Raw genomic sequence first — 17472 nt, 5'->3', positions numbered from 1 at the left:
TTCATTTGGAGTTTTTCTTTTTTAAAATTTAATTAAACTAACAAAGAATAGTAGGACTTGTACAAGTTGAAAAACCATTAAGATTTTAACTGATGAAATAAATGTTTCTTTTTTTACTTGTTTTTGCAAATATGGTCGAGCAAATTTTATCATCAATGGTGCAATTAACAGAATTAAAAGCATAATTGGAGAAAGTAATCCTAAAATTACTGCAACAACAATGGCAACAAAAGCCAAAATTAAAGCTGTAGTCCACCAAATAAGTGCTGCCTTTTTCCCAATATAATGCACGATTGTGTAGCGGTGATTGGCTTCATCTTCTTCTAAATCGCAGGTGTTATTGGCTAACATCAGATTTGCAATCAATAATGTATTAGGTAAAGCAATCAAGAAAGTTGTTGCCAGATTCGCAAATGACCAAACAAAATTCTGAGAACTATTGATATAAAGGCAAATCAGAAAAATGACATAACCCATTGTCAAACCTGATAAAAGTTCCCCAAGTGGAAGTGATGAGAGTGGTTTTGGCCCTCCAGCATAGAAAACTCCAACAGCATAGCAGAGTAGTCCCAACCAAAAGACTGCCCAACCAGTCATTAAAGCGACAATAATTCCTAAAATCAGACTACCAAAAAAGAAAAAGGCCAATAAACTTTTGATGAGTCCCATTGATAAGTTCTCGCGTCCGATAATATTTGTATTTTTTTGATAATCATCTGTATCTACTGCTTTATGATAATCATTATAGTTGTCCCAAATATCAACAAAACAGTTGAACATAAACATTGCCACAAAATAAATGGCAAGTGCTGACAAATTGACTGACTGATAATGATAAAGCGAGTAAGCAAGCCCTAGTAAAAATGGAAAAATTGAAGCAGTTTTAGCTTTCAATTCAATTAGTTCAGCAAATATTTTAAAATTCATTATTTCCTCTTTTTATTTATCAATTCGTCTATAAAAACTATTTCTTATTTTATCACATTTTAAATCAAAACTTTTAAAATCAAACTAGAGAAATACTAGCTTTAAAAGCTTTATCTCAAAAGTTACTGACAGAAATTTTGAGATAAAAAAGTTAATGACAGAAAAATTTTCTAATAGCTGTCAGTAAAATTTTCTATGAAAAAGCCTGTCAGTGACAGGTTTTCAATAATTTCTTTCCAATAAAATTTGTGTTGCTTCTTCTAAAATCTGCCGATTTGGCGACTCTGGTAATTTCCGAATTTCATTCAAAGCCAGTTCTGTTAATCTTCCAGCAACAAGGAGCGCTCCTGCTATCCCACCTGATTCTGTCACTAATTCTGCTAAATCTAAACATTCTTGTCTTGACAAATTTTCTGGCGCTTCTAAATAAGGAGCAATCGCTTCATCATTTACTTCACGAGCCAAAAGTAAAGGTAATGTATAAATCCCTTGACGGAAATCTGTCAAAATAGGTTTATCAGCTTCATCAAGTCCTACTGTAAAATTTAAAATGTCATCATAAACTTGAAAAGCAAGACCAATTGCTCGACCAATTTTACGGGCAGAATGTTGTAATTTTTTATCCCCACCAGCAAAATAAACGCCTTCTAAACAGCTAAGACTCAGTAATTCAGCTGTTTTTCCGCTAATTGCTTTCATATAGCGTCTCGCTGTATTATTTTTGTCAAAAGCAGATTGCATTTGAGTCAATTCACCCTGAAGAATTTTTTTCATTGATTGAGCATTTTTAGCGACAAAACTTGTCCCATTCATGGTTTCAATCAATAATTCAAAATAAACAGTATAAACAAAATCTCCAGCATAAACAGCTACATCTTTGCCAAATTGTGACTCTATTGACGGTAAACCACGTCTTAAAGGAGAGTCGTCGATAATATCATCGTGAATCAATGTTGCTGAATGAAGCATCTCTAATGATGCAGCGATTTTAATGAGCTTCTCTTCATCTTTAGAGCCATTAGGGACAATCCCAGCGAACAGCAAAAAAAGCGCAGGACGAACCATTTTCCCGCCACGTGATGCAAATTTCTCTAGTGCCGCTTCTATCTCTTGATTATTAATTTTTAAACGCTCAATCATGAGCGCTTGAACATCCTTTAATTTATTCTGAATTTCGGGATAATCCTGCCAAAATGTGAGCAATGTTTTTTCTCTTTCCTCTCGATAATTCATTCATTTCTTTTGATAATGACTTATCAAATATCTTACTCCATTTTAGCAAAATAGACCCAATGTTGCGAACATAATGCCTTTTTTTCATAAGTAAAAAGAAGTTCAGATGAACTCCTTTTTTATCGAATTTCCATAATTTGACTTTGAGGTAGGCGGTAACTTGGTTTTCCTTTGTCTTCTGAATTTCCAAGCGGAATAATTAGTTCTGGGCGATAACGTTTTTCAACTTCTAAAAGTTCATTCACTTTTTGAGTTCGATTAAAGCCCATGATGATGTTGCTTTCATAACCGTAATTTTTAATAGCCAAAACAAGATTCATTGTAACCAAACCAATATTGATAGAAAGATAATTACTTTCATGAAGTTCTTCAAATCCTTCATACATTTGTGGATAACGACTATTGAAGCGCAGAAGTTGTTCATCATCCAACTCTCCAGCTCCTAATCTAGCAATATCACGAGAACGTTCAACTAAATCTGTATCGCTAAAGAGGACGATGACTGCACCAGCTTGTTTGATTTGTTCGTGATTGCCAGGATCAACTTCAGAAAGTAATGCTTCCCGTTTTTCTTCTGATTCTACAATGACAAAATGCCAACTTTGAATATTGTGGGCAGAAGGAGCTAAACTTGCTGCAGAAATAATTTGTTTAACATCCACTGTGGGAATTTTTTTACCGTCAAAGTTTTTTACTTTGTGTCGTGATTTATTGAGCTTTACGTAATCCATGATACTCCTCTATTCCTCTTATGAGATGTAGCTGAATAGTTTCTCTGAAATTGTTTGCATCAATTTCTAAGTCTAGTAGAGCAGACACCCGTTTTTTCTTTGTTTATATTTTAGCAAATTTTTGTCACTTTTGCATAGCATATTTATTCATTATATTTATTTTTTTATTAAATATAGGTTATTTCCGAAATATTTTACTGACAAAAGTGGAAATAAAAAAACTGCCTGGTCAGCAGTTTTTATATTAGGCTAATTTGGCCTTATTTTTCTTAATTTGTTTTGAACGTAATTGTCCACAAGCTGCATCAATATCTGTTCCATGTTCTTGACGAACGACACAGTTAATGCCATTTTTCTTCAAAACATCATAAAATTTTGCCGTATTATCTTTTGTTGAACGTTCATATTTAATATGTTCTGCAACTGGATTGTATGGAATCAAGTTAACATAAGACAATTTATTTCTAGGTTTTATTAAGTCAGCCAATTGTTGAGCAATTTCTGGGCTGTCATTTTCACCAGAAAGCATAATATATTCGTAAGTCACACGTCGATTGGTTGTTTCTGTGTAATAGTCAATCGCTTCAAAAAGTTTTTCAAGTGGTGCGTTACGAGTAATACGCATCAATGAAGTACGCAACTCATTATTTGGAGCATGAAGTGAAATTGCTAAATTGATTTGTAGATTTTCATGCGCAAATTCTTTAATTTTTGCTGGCATAAATCCACAAGTCGAAACTGTGATGTGACGGGCACCAATTGCCAGCCCATTATCATCATTAATAACACGCAAGAAGTTCATTAGATGTTCGTAATTATCAAAAGGTTCACCAATTCCCATAACTACCACGTGTGAAACACGTTCATCTAAACCACGTTCATCAAAGTATTTTTGAACGAGCATGATTTGGCTGACAATTTCCCCAGCAGTCACATCACGTTCTTTTTTCAAAATCCCAGAAGCACAGAAAGTACAACCCATATTACAACCTACTTGAGTTGTAACACAAACAGACAAACCATAAGATTGACGCATCAAAACTGTTTCAATCATCATCTTGTCAGGAAGCATAAATAGATATTTCACTGTTCCGTCAGCAGATTCTTGAACAACAACTTGTTCTAATGGATTCAAAATAAAATGCTCATTAAGTTTATCAATAAAAGCAGCTGATAAATTGCTCATTTCTTCAAAAGATTGAACACGTTTACGGTAAAGCCAATCCCAAACCTGAGTTGCTCGGAATTTCTTTTCTCCATTTTCAATTGCCCATTCAATTAATTGGTCACGTGTCAATCCATAAATTGAAGGACGCGTTTCTGTTATTATATTCTCTGTCATTGTTTTCCTTAAGTATCTCAAATTTTAATCGTGCAATTTTTCATATCCCTTGAATACACTCATAAAATCAATTTAAATTATTATCATTTATTTATGAAAAACTAAATCACTTAGAAGTCCATAAATGTTAATTCTACGATAATTTTTAGTCTTTGACAAGTTGGCTGACCGTCAAATAACTTTTACAAAATCCTCAATCCTTTTTACGATTACGAATGACAAAGCCTTGATTCTCTTGCTTTTTAGTCTCTGTTTGCTCAACTTTTTTACGAGGATTCCGTTTTTTCATTGTAAATTTTTTATCAGAATCTTTAGCTGGATTTTGTTTTTTATTGTCTGTTTTTCTCTCTTGAGATTTTTTACTGACAGAAACTTTTTTATTTTTGTCAGTAACTTTTGGTTTTCTGTCAGTAGATTTTTCACGAATTTTAAAATCTTTTCGAGCTTCTAATGAATTTTCTGAACGTTTGTCTTCTTTAGCATTAACTTTTTGCTCATCACGCACCCGATTTCGATTGCGATTTCTCTTACGACGTGGCTTATCAAATCCTTGCTTCAACTCTTTTTCGGTAAAAAGTTTCTCAGAAACAAAAGCTTCATCTTTTGTCCGAATCCGCCGTAAAACAAAATAAGCACAACCATAATTACAATATTCATTGACATAATCTTCAAGATGATCAATTTTATTGTCTGCCAACATTTTTCTACGACTGGTTGAGAAAAAACCCTTCAAACGTAATTGCTCAAATCCCCAATCTCCCACAATATAATCATACTTATCTAAAACATCAGAAAAACGTTGTTCTAATTTTTCCGCATCAAAAGCCTCACGATAATTATGAACAATATGAAAAGTTCGTTGTCCAACTTGAACAACTTCCCCTACTGCCATAACATGTTCGCCAGGATATTTATTATAATTTAACTTACTTTCGTCTATTACTTTAGCCATTAATTTTTCTATTTCTATTTATTTTTAAAATGTTCTGCTACAATTTCTCGTAAGAAATAAGGGAATAAAATTTCTGATTTTCCCAATTTTTTCAATAAAGGGAAATACCAAGCAAACAAATATTGGTCAGGTAAAACAATTTGATAACTCTCTTCATCAGAAATTTTTTCAAGTGACTGATTTTCCGAATTTTTTATGTAAAAATCACCTTCGCGTGGCTCAATCCCATGAAATATAAGAGAACCAAATGTTTTTCCACGAAAACCCATTCCTTGAATTTTTTGGGTGGCAAGGAAATCCGAAACATCCATAATTTCAAGCAAAACTTGTCTAAGTTCTTCACCTGTAAATGTGAAACGAACTAAACGAATCGAATGGGGTAAAAATTCATGTAAATCATCTAAAGTTAAATGATTTGGTAATTCATCTGTCACCAACAAACCGGAATTCATGAGACAAAGTTTTGTATTTCCATAATCCGCAAAGATTTTTGCCAAATAATGACTTCCCTTGAAATCAGGTAAAACATTAGGTAAGGCTTTAGGTAAATCAGCAACGACTGTTCCCTCTAAGAGTTTATGCCCTCTCAGTTCCCAACCATTGGTTTCTACCAAATCCGATTTTCTTTGAGGAAGCGTATTGGTTGCTGTCGCTTCAATTTGTGCATCAACTAATTGATTATTTTCATTAAAAGTTAAATCAATTTGCCCCACATATTCGCCGTAGCGTCCAGCAGCTGCAAGAAGGGTTTGATTAACTTGAGCACCATGTTCAAATAAATGATGTGTATGAGCTCCAATAATCAAGTCAATCTCATCATAGTCCTTCGCAATTTGCTCATCAACATTCTTACCCAAATGAGAAAGTAAAATGGTAAAATCACAATCCAGTTTTGGTAAAAGTTCATCTAAAACCACAAAAGGGTCTGACAATTCCCAGCCCGCCTGTGGATAAGCAAGAACATAAGGGGCTGTCAAACCAATTAATCCAATTCGTAAGCCAAATGAAGTCGTGACTATCAAAGGCTCAGATTGTGAAAAATTTGTCGTCAAATTTGACAAGAGAACAGGAAAATTAGCTTCATCATAGAGATGAGAAAGCATCTCATGTGTCAGTCCTAAGCCCTCATTATTACCTATTGTCGCCGCCGTCAAATCTAAACGATTCATCAATTCAACATTAAATTGTCCCTCTGTTGCCTCCGTCAAAGGATGAACCCGATCCACATTGTCACCCAAGTCGAAAGACAAACTTTCAACTTCTTCATGTGATTTTTCCGCAAAAAAACGCTCAATCACAGGGAAACGTTCCAAGTGAGAGTGTAAATCATTCAAATGGAGGATACGCAGTTTATTCATAATACTATTATAGCATAGCTACTAAGGCTAAACAATATTTCGTCTTACTAGCTTTCGCCTATTTATAAGCAAGTGAAACTTAAGATTGCTATAGTATCTTCCTCAGAGCAATAAAGATTCTACAGATGCCCTAGCAGTTTGCTTGTGACAAACTTAAGATTTATAACACAGGTAATATGAATAGGCTTTAAAAGCTTCCGTTCACAAAAATAAAAAGCGCAATTGCGCTTCTCAAATTACTTTAATTTGGATTAAGCTCCTGTTGACCCAAAACCACCAGTCCGTTCTTCTTTTTCTTGATTTTCATCACCATCAGCGACCAAGAAAGGCATGAAGACTCCCTGAACCACGCGCTCCCCTTTTTCAATTACGACTTCTTCATCAGTGAAATTACGCATTTGCATGAACATATGCCCTTCATTATCAGGATTATTATAGTAATCCTTGTCAATAACACCTACTGAATTGATTAAAACCAAGCCTTTTTTACGAGGATTTGATGAACGGTCATACATGTAAAGCACTTCACCTGCCTGCATATAGGCCTTCAAGCCTGTTGGAATTAATTTAATTTCCCCTGGCGCAAAACTAACGGTTTCAGCTGCTTCAATGTCATAACCTGCTGAATGTTCAGTTGAACGTTTTGGTATATTAATTCCAGCATTTTTATATTTAGTTACCACTTCAAATCCACGAATTTTCATCTCTTACCTCATTTGTTTTTTTCTATTATATCATAAAAAAAGCACTCAGAGAGAGCTTTTCATTTAGACTTCTTCAGCATTTGTTTCGATGAGATGTTGATACCAGTAATAAGAATCCTTCGGTATCCGTTTCAATGAACCTTCCATTGTTTCATCTTGGTCAACATAGACAAAGCCATAACGTTTTTGGTAGCCATTTAACCAAGAAAGGAGGTCAGTATAAGACCAAGTGTGATAACCAATGACTTTTGCTCCATCCGTCATCGCTTCTTTGATTGCTTTAACATGACTTTCTAGATATTTGATTCGATAATCATCATGAATTTTTCCGTCTTCAACTTTATCATATTCGCCCAAGCCATTTTCTGTAATCATCACTGGAATACGATAACGAGAAGTGATACGACGAAGTGCAATTCTCAAGCCTTCAGGGTCAATTTCCCAATCCCAATTTGTTCGGTCAATAAAAGGATTTTGAATTTTTTTATGGAGGCCTGGAATTCCTGATTCTTTGGTTGTTCCTTTTTTGCCACTTGTATTAAAGGAACCGACTCCAACTCCTCCGTCAACTGGATTCCATGCGTTAGTAGCTGTCTGGTAATAATTAATACCTAGAAAATCAGGTTTAGCTGATTTCAAAAGTTCAGCGTCCCCAGCTTCAAATTCAGGTGCTAGCCCATTTTCACGTAAATAAGCCATTGCCGCAATTGGGTATTCTCCGTAAAGATAAACATCCATCCAAAAGTGACTATAAAGCTCTTCTGCATTTTCAGCCGCTAAAACATTGAGTGGGTCAGAATCCTTAGCATATTGTGGCGTATAGGCAAACGAAGGGCCAATTTGTCCATCCATTTCAAGTTCATGAAATTTATTGATTACCGCAGCATTTGTCAGATTAGCAATATGATTGACCTGATAAAAAAGTTTCATATCTCTTTTTCCAGGTGGGTGAGTCGCGAGTGACCAACCTTGACTTGTAAAAATATTTTGTTCATTAAGCGATACCCAATATTTTACTTTACCTTTAAAAGCATTAAACAAAACTTCAGCATAGTTAACAAAATCTGCAATAATTTCTCGTGATTCCCAACCACCATATAAATCTTCTAAGGCTTGGGGCAAATCCCAATGATAAATCGTGACAATTGGTTCAATCTCATTAGCAATCAACTCATCAATCAAATCTTCATAGAATTTCAAGCCTGCTTGATTGACTTCGCCACGTCCGTCAGGTAAAATCCGCGTCCAAGCAATTGAAAAACGGTAGGATTTAAGGCCCAACTCTTTCATTAAAGCCACATCTTCTTTATAGCGATGATAATGATCAACAGCGACATCCCCATTCGTTCCTTTAAAAGTCTTGCCTGGAATACGGACAAAATTATCCCAGACACTGGCTTTTTTGCCATCTTCAAAAGGTGCTCCCTCAACTTGATAGGCTGCCGAAGCTGAACCCCATAGAAAATCATTTGGAAATGCTTTTAATTTTTTGTGCTCCATTTTATTCCCCCATTACTTGTTTATAGTCTATATTATAACATTTGTAACCGTTTTATTTTGTTTTATCTTTTGGAATTTGTTTTTTTATTTTTACGTGATTATCCTAAAAAAAGTTGTCTTAAAAGACAACTTTATTTTCTTGATTTTATTTTTATATCTTTATGTGCTTGTTGATTTTCTGCTTCTATTTTGTTGGCTTTCTTTTTTTGGCTGCGTGCAATAAGAATCATTGCCAAGCCAATTAAAACGATTGCTAAACCAAGCCAGTTATGATAAGCCACAAGCAATAGACCTAAACTGATAAAAGCGATGCCCCAGGTACTCATACAACACTCACATTAAAGAAGACAGCTGCTCCAAATGAGCTTCCTTTAATTAGCTGTTTAGCCATTGCTGCGTCAGTCGTTGCATCATCTGTCGGTGTTTCAAAGAAAAGTTTTAATCCTTGTTTTTTTGTATGTTTAAAGCCATTTTCTTCTAAAAGTTGAATAATTTCTTTTTGCATCATTGCAGAATTTACGAGTATCATAGTATTTCCTCCTCTATGAGTGTTTTTTATCACATCTGATAAGGTTTATATTATAAATCTTACCAGATTTAACAAAAAATGTGTAGAGCAAGTTTTCTCACTTGCTCTACCATTAATTTCAAATTTAGTCGAGTTCAGTTTCTTCCAACTTGTTAGCTGCGATAACGAATGGTACCCAGATAACAAAGGTAATGATCAAGTTGATAATTGTAAGGACAATTGCCCGCCAGTCAAAACCGGTTGCCATGAAGGCATTCATAATTGGTGGTGTTACCCATGGCACAGCATTGACAACTGGGTCAACCAAGTGAAGGGCTGTTGCAGTGTAGGCAATGATTACAGAAATCAATGGAGCGACTGCAAATGGAATAAAGAAGATTGCATTCAAGACAACTGGCAGACCGAAGAGGACTGGTTCGTTGATGTTGAAGATACCAGGTGCAAGTCCGAGACGTCCAACAATCTTGTAGTCTTTACGTTTAGAGAAGAGGATGATTGCAATAACAAGTGTAATTGTACCACCTGATCCACCAAACCATGCAAAGGCGTCCCATGAACCACGTACCCAAAGGTTAACGTAGTCACCATTAATGGCATGTGCTTTATCAACCGCACCTTTAGCAATCAAGTCACGGATACCTTGTGAGTGAACTTGGAAGTAGAGGGCTTGGTTATTAAGTCCAAGAGGTCCCCAGATACCATCGAGTACTGGTGCCAAAACGTTTGGTCCGTGAAGACCGAAGAACCAGAAGACTGAAACAAAGAGTGTAACAATCAGTACTGAGAAGATATTTTGTGACAGAATTTGGAATGGCTCTGCGATATAGTGGGTAATCAGGTTAATGACAGAGTCATTTGTCAATTTACCAATAATGTAGTAGATTAGACCAACGATATAAAGTGCTGCAATTGTAGGAATGATTGCTAAGAAAGCTTTTGCTACTGCAGGTGGAACTGATTCTGGCATCTTAATTGTGATGTCAGCAAGCATGAGTTTTGCATAAATAATAACTGCAAGGGCACCCATAATAATAACTGTGAAGTAAGCTCCAGCATCAAGGTGAGCTGAGGCAAAGAGTGGTTTCCAAGCGGCAAGTCCTTGATCACCAAGAACACCATTAAGCTTGTCAGTTGCTGCTACACCAGCTTTACCTGTACCAAGGGCTGCTGTAAATTTACCCATTTGGTTTGGCAAACCTGCAAATAAGGTTGCAACTGATACGATACCACCAGCGAGGTCATTGACTCCGTAAGCGCGGGCCAAATTGTAACCCCAAGAAAAGGCAAAGATAAGACCAATAACTGTCAGTGTTCCTTGGTTAACAAGGGCTGAAATATTGTTCAAATCACCAATGATTGGTGTATTAGCAAGTGTCCAGACTTTCTCTGGTGCTAATTTTGAGAATGCTGTTGCTCCCAACATCATTTGTTGGATAGCTGACGGGAATGTTGTCACGATAGCTGAAATCATGGCAGCTAAGGCACCAGCAAGTGTTGCTGGCAACATACCGATAAATGAGTCACGCAGCGCAACTAGGTGTTTTTGAGACCCAATCTTTGCCGCAACAGGGACGAGATATTTCTCCATCCACGCAGTAATTCCGTTCATGGAATTCCTCCTTTATAATATAATAATAAATAACTTTCAAAAAAACTTTTTGAACATAATTAAGGTTCTGTCAGTACTGACAGGCATAGATTATCGATTATTTTTTGCTCTCGATAAGTTTAAATGAGCTCCATGGTTTTAGGAAATCGAGTAGGAATAATTCATCATCTGCGATACGTCCAACGACATTGACTCGACCATTATTTTCCATTTCACGTAAGGCGATTTGAGTCTCACCTTTATATTGACCATAGCCTTCGTTGTCAATAATGACATCGCCACGTTGAATTTTATCAGTATCGTGAGCGGGGAATTCAAGGTCTTTATAAGTGATTCTTGTCATTGTTGAACGGAGCATGTAAGCTGATTTATCACCACGGTAGCTATGTGTCGCTTCAAAAAGACATTTGCGTTCATTTTCGCTGATTGTTTCACGTGGAACGACTTTAATCTCAGGCATGCTTGCGTTAAATGCTTGGCTCATTGCTTTAAGTTCTTCTTCGCTCGCATAAGCATTGGCAATAGTGACATCATCAATTCCACCGAGGAGTTTGTAATGTTTAACTTGTGTCGCAATTTCAAGGCTTCTGTGGTCTTCAAGAGTACAAAGGCCATCTTGAGTTGGCCAAGGACCAAATGTTGCTGCTTGCGAATTGACAAAGGCCATGGTGTTTAAATTATAGCCCTTGAATTTTTCTGTACATTTAAGATAATGGTTAAATTCCAATCCTGTGTAACGATGTGGGTAGAAATTGTGACTTCCCAACAGTTTTTCAGTATCAGGTGAGTAATCCATTATTGAATCAACATAGGTTGTTCCCTGACTCATGTTGATTTCAATTTTGATTCCGTAAGGATTTCGGGTCATTCTGGCTTCTTCGGCTCCTGTGAATCCTATGTCAAGTCGAACTCCATCTGCACCCATTTCATGGAAAAAGCTGAGGTCATCATAACTAATGTTAAGTTGTGTAAAGAGACCTGGATTGATATCCACCATGACTTCCATTCCTAACTGATTGGCGTAATCAACAACTTTTTTGAAAGCTGCAAGAACCCCTTCTTTATCTCCATCAATTTCGAGTAAAGAAGTGAAGACACGCTTAAATCCATATTGATGCGCTAAATCAAGATAAGCTTTATCTGCCTCAAAATTTGAGCGTTCTGGATAGATAGATACCCCTAATTTTCCCATTTTTTCCTCCTTTTTCTTATTTGTTTATTTCCTTTTTTTATTTCTGAAATAAACCTTAAGTCTATGATAAGGCTTTCATTTCATTTTTGCAAGCGATATCATCTTAAAAAAAACATGTTTCTTAAATTGAAACATTAACGATAAATTCTCATTTTTAGATAGGTTTAACGCTTTCTTTCGTTAAAATCTTTAAAATAAGGCGAATTGACCTATACCAATTTTTGTCAGTAATATCAGTGTAACAAACAAGCTACTCCTCCCACAATATTCTAATTTTTTAATTTCTTTAATTTTTATCAAAAAAGTTACTGACAAAGCTGTCAGTAACTTTCTTAAAAATATTCACGAAGAATCGCCTGATTCTCTTTTAAAATTTTTGCCGTAAATTGGCCAATGGTCATTTTTTCTCTTTTTCCTTCTCCGAGACTAATATTGTTTTCAGGAATAATTTCGTCAGTAATTTCAACTGAAAATTCGGGCTGACCGTGTACTTTTAAAAATTCATGTAAGTTAACAATTCGTGCCTGCATATAAGGAACAAGTTTAATTTCTGCTCGCTGTGGCTCTGTCAGTTCTTCTTCAAGGAGAGTATCTGAAGGTGCTTGCCAACTAATTTCCGAAAATGAACCGGCATGGCTTGAAATAAAACGATAAAATGCTTGTTTTGCCTCGTCAGTCAAAGTTATCAGTTCTTTGATAACAAATGTCATTTCTGAAAATTCATAGAGAAGATAGCCCAAAGCCTTACCATTTTCGCGATAAATCGCACAGTGAGGTTGTGATTTAAAACTGAAAAAGTAAGACCAAAGTTCTGGAGAGCGAATAAGTGAGCCCTGATTATCAGCCTTTTGATGAACTTCTGTCAGTACTTTAAAAAGGGCTGTATTTTTACTGACAGAAAATTCACTAGCATTTTCATCATCAAACTCAAACTTTTCTCGACTAATTTCGCCCGCACTTCTCTTACCTTTAGGAAAATCTTGAGCTGCTAGTCGATAATGTTTTTGATTAAAAGCATAATGATAACCAAATTTTTCATAAAAAGCATATGAAAATGGTGCTAAATATGAAAAAATCACTCCTTTTTCATAACTATCTCGCAAACTTTTGGTCATTAATTGTCGAATGGCTCCATTGCCTCGAAACTCAGGATAACTGGCAACATAACCAATTCCAGAAGTTTTGACTTCTTGATTTTTCCAATAAACATTAAAGTGTGAGTCAATCACCATTGACGTGAGTTTTTGATTTTCGTAGTGGCCATAAGGAGTTGAAAATTCAAGTAATTTGTCAAAAGCTTTTGCCCGTTCCTTTGTTTTAGGCTTATGAAAGGCATAAGTTGCCAAATCTAAAAATTCTTTATTATTTTTTGTATTCGCATTCATAAATTCATTTTAACACAAATTTGTAGGAATAAGAAAACATTTTTGTTAACGTTTACTTTTTTGATTTTTCTAATCGTCCAATAGAAAAACAGCCAAAATCGGCTGTTTCAAATCAAAATTTTAATTTCTTCGAGACCAAATATTTAGCCCAAAATTACTGACAGCTTTCAGTATCTTGTTCTTTAGAGCAATCAGTACTTTTTAATTCTTTCCAATTCAAAATCATCATTCAAGGCTGATTCTGTCAGTAAAGTCAAACAGTAAAACTGAAAATTCAGTTTAGTATTATAATCTTTCCGCCTAGCTTATCACTGAAAATAAAGCGCATGAAAACAACTTATTTCTTTGTAAATTTGAAAGTCTTAAAATTTTCATTGTCTGACACTTTACTTATCTTGCTCTACCGCCATTGTAAGCTCGATTGACATTATCCAAAACAGCAACCATTTGGCGCTTTTTAAAACGTCCCAAGAAAAAACCAACGGCTTTGTCGTTAATCATTTGAATAAAACCATTTGATGTTTGGTTCTCTTCAATGACCACCTGAGTGCTCCGGTCATCAATTTTATGCAATTCCCAGCGAGTACTAAAAGTATTGCGATTTGTTTTAGTCGTAAAAGCGTAAATGCTTGGTTCTGTCAGTTCTGTAATTTTAATACTTCCTCTTTGGTTTTTCCCAAAGCTCTTACTATATTCATAACCATTTAAGCTTCTAACTTTCGGACGTTTCCCTGTATTTTTTTCAATGTCAAATAGACACGAATCAATTATTTTTTCAAAGATAAATTCTCTCGGGGCATCAACTATTTTATCAATTCTCATCTTTTTTTCTCCCTCAGCAAGTTTTTTAACTAAGTTTATTCTAACAAGATTAAAGATTCTTTGCAAGCACTTTCATGTTTTCAAAAGCAAAACATATTTTTACTTGAAAAATGGTAAACCGATAAAGAGAACCAAGAGAATAACAAAGGCGCCTGTTGCAAAAATACGGTATTGTTTGGGAACAGATGGAATGAAAGCCTTAGGAGCAAAAATTGCTGACAAAAGCAGTCCACCAATTGCCCCGCCAATATGTGCCCAAATGCTTACATTTCCTAAAGAAAAGAGATTCATAACCAAGTTAGCAACAATCAACACAGTAAACATTCGACCGATTTGTTGTAAAAATGGATGTTTTGTAAAAAATGCTAAACCAACAACTGCCGCAAAGAGGCCAAATATAGAAGTAGATGCTCCTGCTGAAACCACTCTAGGTGTCAAAAGAAAAACCATGGCATTACCAAAAATTCCTGACAAAAGATAAATCAGAGTAAAACGTAGCCAACCAAAAACATTTTCAATTTGCCGACCGATGAAAAAGAGCGTCGCCACATTTAATAAAACGTGTGCCCAACCAATATGGATAAAGAGTGCCGTAAACAAACGCCACATTTGGCTTGGGTCAAACAGCATAACTTGACCAAGTATGGCTCCACTATTGAACAAGTTGATTGCTGAAGTTGCCGATATTCCGTAAGTAAAAAATTGCCATAACCAAACTAAGAGTGTGATAATTGATAAGATATAAGTTGCCTTGTAACGTGTAAAATCTCGTTTAATTTCATTAAAATTCATTATTTTTTCTCCCTATAAAAAGTTCTTGTACTGCGATGTCATGGCTTTCTGCCTCAAAATCCATTTTTTGAAAATCATAAAGTACAGAGGCCGTTGTTCCCTCAAAATTAGCCAAATACCGGTCATAATAACCACCACCAAAACCGATTCGATAACCCTCATCATTCCAAATTAAGCCTGGAACAAGGATAAAATCAGGCTCAACTGCAATTTCAGATTTTGGCTCAAGCAAGCCAAATTTTGAGCGAACAAGATTTTCTTTATCATACTTGGCAAAAATCATTTGACGCTCAGGTAAGCATTTAGGAATCAAAATTTCTTTGTCGTCAGATTGGTCGAAAAGTTCTGTCAAATTAAATTCAATTGGCATTGACATATAAAGCGCTATTTTTTTTGCAGATTTCCATTTTGAGGAAGCGGTTAACTGCTTTAAAACATCCTTATTCTGACGCCTTTTCTCGTAGTCTGAAAAATTTTTTAACATTTGTAATATTTTTTTACGGTTTTCTGCTTTACTTTCCATATTAACTATGATAACATGAAAGTGTAAGTTTTTGTTTTACGATTAGTTCTGTGCTTTTGGGTTCATTCCTATTCAAGAAATTAGATTTACAAATTTATAAATAAGGAAGTACCAAAAATGGCACAAGGAACTGTTAAATGGTTTAACGCAACTAAAGGCTTCGGCTTTATCACTACTGAAGAAGGAAACGACGTTTTCGCTCACTTCTCAGCTATCCAAACTGATGGATTCAAAACACTTGACGAAGGTCAAAAAGTTACTTTTGACGTTGAAGATGGCCCTCGTGGACCTCAAGCTGTTAACATCCAAAAATAATTACAGCTTTAAATAAAAATCACTGACAGTTTTGTCAGTGATTTTTTTATTGTCAATTTTACTGACAGACTGTTTTTTCGTAAGCCTTTACAAATAATTCATATTTTATCAAAAATACTATTGTAAAAACGATTAAAATGGGCTAAAATAAAGAAATCAACTTAGTGTATTTAGGGAAAAAATGAAAGATTTAACTAAAGGAAATATTTTAACAGGACTTATTGCATTTACTTTGCCCTTACTTATGGGTAACTTTTTTCAGGTCCTCTATAACACGGCAGATACTCTGATTGTCGGTCAAACCTTGGGAAAAGATGCTTTGGCTTCCGTTGGAGCGACAGGCTCTATCAACTTTTTAATTGTCGGCTTTGCTCAAGGAATGACTGCTGGTTTGACAATTTTAACGGCCCAACGTTTCGGGGCAAAAGATGAGTTAGCCATAAAAAAATCCTATGTCACGGGCCTCTACTTTACAATTGCGATTTCTATTTTGCTCAGCATATTGTCCCTTATTTTTGTGGGACCTTTGCTTCAAGTTATGCAGACCCCAAGCCAAATTTTTGAAGGTGCCAAGACCTTTCTAAGCATTATGTTAGGCGGAATGATTGCCACTAATCTCTACGCTTATCTGTCTAATGCTCTAAGGGCTTTGGGCGATTCTAAAACACCATTATATGCTTTGATTGCTGCCTCAATTTTAAATATTGCCTTTGAATATTTTGCTATTTTAGTCTTAAAATTAGGAATTGCTGGAGCAAGTGGAGCAACAATTTTAGCCCAAATGATTTCGGTATTATTTCTTTTTTGGCACATCAAACGAAAAGTTCCCGAATTTCAAATTTCAAAAAATTTATGGCGGCTAGATCGTGCCGAAATTGTCCACCATGCTAGACTTGGTATTCCAATGGGCTTTCAATCAAGTATTATTGCCATCGGCTCTATCACGCTCCAAGTCGCTTTGAATAAAATGGGAACAAATGCTGTCGCTACCCAAGCCATCGTTTCTAAAATTGACCAATTTGCGATGCTCCCGATGATTTCAATCGGCCTTGCCATGGCAACCTTTGGAGCACAAAATTATGGGGCTAAACAGTACAAACGAATTAATCAAGGCTTAACACGGGCTCTTACAATTGCTGTCGGTTGGTCAATTATCTTTGCCATTATCTTAAACCTTGCTCACTTCTATTTCACCACTGCTTTCATTTCAAGTAGCCAAACAGCCGTTATTGAGATGTCGAGTCACTATTATCTTGTGAACGGAAGTTTCTATTGGTTGTTAGCCATTTTATTCGTTACCCGCTCAACAATTCAAGGCTTAGGTAATGCCAAGATTCCAACATTGTGTGGCTTTGCAGAGCTTTTCATGCGGGCAGGAGTCGCTATCATTGGTGTTCTTTTACTCAATTATACGGTAATTATCTCAAGTAATCCTGCCGCTTGGCTGGGTTCAACCTCTATCTTAATTCCAACAACCATCCGCATGATTAAACGTTTTAGACAAAATCAGGATTTAGCATAAAACCGCCACTTAGGGCGGTTTTTCTTTTAAATTTAC

Annotated in this window: 18 protein-coding genes; 2 read left to right on the top strand and 16 right to left on the bottom strand. The window is 35.6% G+C overall.

The features are described 5' to 3' along the window. Positions 1 to 21: 21 nt before the first annotated feature. The 16 genes from IAE51_RS09700 to IAE51_RS09625 all read right to left on the bottom strand — a co-directional run bounded on the left by IAE51_RS09700 (position 22) and on the right by IAE51_RS09625 (position 15599). Positions 22 to 927 (bottom strand): prenyltransferase, encoded by a 906-nt coding sequence (locus tag IAE51_RS09700; protein WP_003129757.1) that lies wholly within the window; start codon positions 925 to 927, stop codon positions 22 to 24. 222 nt (positions 928 to 1149) lie between these two features. Beyond that, positions 1150 to 2130: a polyprenyl synthetase family protein gene (locus IAE51_RS09695; RefSeq protein WP_012897024.1), complete on the bottom strand. Its 981-nt coding sequence runs from the start codon at positions 2128 to 2130 to the stop codon at positions 1150 to 1152. 149 nt (positions 2131 to 2279) lie between these two features. Then, positions 2280 to 2891, bottom strand: a complete 612-nt coding sequence (locus tag IAE51_RS09690; protein ID WP_003129755.1) for a nitroreductase family protein — start codon at positions 2889 to 2891, stop codon at positions 2280 to 2282. Between the two features lie 244 nt (positions 2892 to 3135). Next, positions 3136 to 4233: a 23S rRNA (adenine(2503)-C(2))-methyltransferase RlmN gene (gene rlmN, locus IAE51_RS09685; RefSeq protein ID WP_012897023.1), complete on the bottom strand. Its 1098-nt coding sequence runs from the start codon at positions 4231 to 4233 to the stop codon at positions 3136 to 3138. A gap of 193 nt (positions 4234 to 4426) precedes the next feature. Beyond that, a complete protein-coding gene (locus IAE51_RS09680; protein WP_012897022.1) occupies positions 4427 to 5185 on the bottom strand; it encodes a YutD family protein in 759 nt (252 codons plus the stop codon). A gap of 14 nt (positions 5186 to 5199) precedes the next feature. Beyond that, on the bottom strand, positions 5200 to 6543 hold the full coding sequence (locus IAE51_RS09675; RefSeq protein WP_200095280.1) for a bifunctional UDP-sugar hydrolase/5'-nucleotidase: 1344 nt from the start codon (positions 6541 to 6543) through the stop codon (positions 5200 to 5202). Between the two features lie 251 nt (positions 6544 to 6794). Beyond that, positions 6795 to 7247: a dUTP diphosphatase gene (locus IAE51_RS09670; RefSeq protein WP_010905176.1), complete on the bottom strand. Its 453-nt coding sequence runs from the start codon at positions 7245 to 7247 to the stop codon at positions 6795 to 6797. 63 nt (positions 7248 to 7310) lie between these two features. Continuing rightward, complete coding sequence (locus tag IAE51_RS09665; protein WP_010905175.1) at positions 7311 to 8747, bottom strand: glycoside hydrolase family 1 protein; 1437 nt, start codon at positions 8745 to 8747, stop codon at positions 7311 to 7313. Positions 8748 to 8878: 131 nt separating this feature from the next. Further along, positions 8879 to 9073, bottom strand: coding sequence for a hypothetical protein (locus tag IAE51_RS09660; protein WP_012897017.1), 195 nt, complete (start codon positions 9071 to 9073; stop codon positions 8879 to 8881). After that, positions 9070 to 9276 (bottom strand): hypothetical protein, encoded by a 207-nt coding sequence (locus tag IAE51_RS09655; protein ID WP_010905174.1) that lies wholly within the window; start codon positions 9274 to 9276, stop codon positions 9070 to 9072. The genes IAE51_RS09660 and IAE51_RS09655 overlap by 4 nt, the downstream gene beginning before the upstream one ends. A 124-nt stretch (positions 9277 to 9400) precedes the next feature. Further along, positions 9401 to 10885 carry a PTS sugar transporter subunit IIC gene (locus IAE51_RS09650; protein ID WP_012897016.1) on the bottom strand — a complete coding sequence of 495 codons (1485 nt, stop codon included), beginning with the start codon at positions 10883 to 10885 and terminating at the stop codon, positions 9401 to 9403. A 97-nt stretch (positions 10886 to 10982) separates the two neighbouring features. Continuing rightward, complete coding sequence (locus IAE51_RS09645) at positions 10983 to 12077, bottom strand: DUF871 domain-containing protein (protein ID WP_200095278.1); 1095 nt, start codon at positions 12075 to 12077, stop codon at positions 10983 to 10985. A 332-nt stretch (positions 12078 to 12409) separates the two neighbouring features. Further along, positions 12410 to 13462, bottom strand: a complete 1053-nt coding sequence (gene eis / locus IAE51_RS09640) for an enhanced intracellular survival protein Eis (protein WP_200095276.1) — start codon at positions 13460 to 13462, stop codon at positions 12410 to 12412. Between the two features lie 390 nt (positions 13463 to 13852). Beyond that, entirely contained in the window at positions 13853 to 14284 is a 432-nt protein-coding gene (locus IAE51_RS09635; RefSeq protein WP_012897013.1) for a DUF3284 domain-containing protein, read from the bottom strand. A gap of 99 nt (positions 14285 to 14383) precedes the next feature. After that, positions 14384 to 15076: a rhomboid family intramembrane serine protease gene (locus IAE51_RS09630; protein ID WP_200095274.1), complete on the bottom strand. Its 693-nt coding sequence runs from the start codon at positions 15074 to 15076 to the stop codon at positions 14384 to 14386. Continuing rightward, positions 15066 to 15599 carry a 5-formyltetrahydrofolate cyclo-ligase gene (locus tag IAE51_RS09625; RefSeq protein WP_003129736.1) on the bottom strand — a complete coding sequence of 178 codons (534 nt, stop codon included), beginning with the start codon at positions 15597 to 15599 and terminating at the stop codon, positions 15066 to 15068. The genes IAE51_RS09630 and IAE51_RS09625 overlap by 11 nt, the downstream gene beginning before the upstream one ends. A 117-nt stretch (positions 15600 to 15716) precedes the next feature. Here IAE51_RS09625 and IAE51_RS09620 point away from each other — a divergent pair, with 117 nt between their 5' ends. Then, on the top strand, positions 15717 to 15914 hold the full coding sequence (locus tag IAE51_RS09620; protein WP_003129735.1) for a cold-shock protein: 198 nt from the start codon (positions 15717 to 15719) through the stop codon (positions 15912 to 15914). A 181-nt stretch (positions 15915 to 16095) separates the two neighbouring features. Then, entirely contained in the window at positions 16096 to 17436 is a 1341-nt protein-coding gene (locus IAE51_RS09615; RefSeq protein ID WP_010905168.1) for an MATE family efflux transporter, read from the top strand. Positions 17437 to 17472: the final 36 nt, after the last annotated feature.

It is taken from the genome of Lactococcus sp. S64, assembly GCF_016516525.1.
Lineage (GTDB): Bacteria > Bacillota > Bacilli > Lactobacillales > Streptococcaceae > Lactococcus > Lactococcus lactis.
The sequence above is the reverse complement of the archived record's forward strand: the minus strand, read 5'-3'. Positions and strand labels throughout refer to the sequence as shown.

Bases quoted from the DNA above. Each gene is read 5' to 3' on its own strand.
- IAE51_RS09675 (WP_200095280.1), bottom strand. From the start codon at position 6,543: ATGAATAAACTGCGTATCCTCCATTTGAATGATTTACACTCTCACTTG.
- rlmN (WP_012897023.1), bottom strand. From the start codon at position 4,233: ATGACAGAGAATATAATAACAGAAACGCGTCCTTCAATTTATGGATTG.
- IAE51_RS09625 (WP_003129736.1), bottom strand. From the start codon at position 15,599: ATGGAAAGTAAAGCAGAAAACCGTAAAAAAATATTACAAATGTTAAAA.
- IAE51_RS09620 (WP_003129735.1), top strand. From the start codon at position 15,717: ATGGCACAAGGAACTGTTAAATGGTTTAACGCAACTAAAGGCTTCGGC.
- IAE51_RS09660 (WP_012897017.1), bottom strand. From the start codon at position 9,073: ATGAGTACCTGGGGCATCGCTTTTATCAGTTTAGGTCTATTGCTTGTG.
- IAE51_RS09680 (WP_012897022.1), bottom strand. From the start codon at position 5,185: ATGGCTAAAGTAATAGACGAAAGTAAGTTAAATTATAATAAATATCCT.
- IAE51_RS09650 (WP_012897016.1), bottom strand. From the start codon at position 10,885: ATGAACGGAATTACTGCGTGGATGGAGAAATATCTCGTCCCTGTTGCG.
- IAE51_RS09655 (WP_010905174.1), bottom strand. From the start codon at position 9,276: ATGATACTCGTAAATTCTGCAATGATGCAAAAAGAAATTATTCAACTT.
- IAE51_RS09665 (WP_010905175.1), bottom strand. From the start codon at position 8,747: ATGGAGCACAAAAAATTAAAAGCATTTCCAAATGATTTTCTATGGGGT.
- eis (WP_200095276.1), bottom strand. From the start codon at position 13,462: ATGAATGCGAATACAAAAAATAATAAAGAATTTTTAGATTTGGCAACT.
- IAE51_RS09645 (WP_200095278.1), bottom strand. From the start codon at position 12,077: ATGGGAAAATTAGGGGTATCTATCTATCCAGAACGCTCAAATTTTGAG.
- IAE51_RS09670 (WP_010905176.1), bottom strand. From the start codon at position 7,247: ATGAAAATTCGTGGATTTGAAGTGGTAACTAAATATAAAAATGCTGGA.
- IAE51_RS09690 (WP_003129755.1), bottom strand. From the start codon at position 2,891: ATGGATTACGTAAAGCTCAATAAATCACGACACAAAGTAAAAAACTTT.
- IAE51_RS09630 (WP_200095274.1), bottom strand. From the start codon at position 15,076: ATGAATTTTAATGAAATTAAACGAGATTTTACACGTTACAAGGCAACT.
- IAE51_RS09615 (WP_010905168.1), top strand. From the start codon at position 16,096: ATGAAAGATTTAACTAAAGGAAATATTTTAACAGGACTTATTGCATTT.
- IAE51_RS09700 (WP_003129757.1), bottom strand. From the start codon at position 927: ATGAATTTTAAAATATTTGCTGAACTAATTGAATTGAAAGCTAAAACT.
- IAE51_RS09635 (WP_012897013.1), bottom strand. From the start codon at position 14,284: ATGAGAATTGATAAAATAGTTGATGCCCCGAGAGAATTTATCTTTGAA.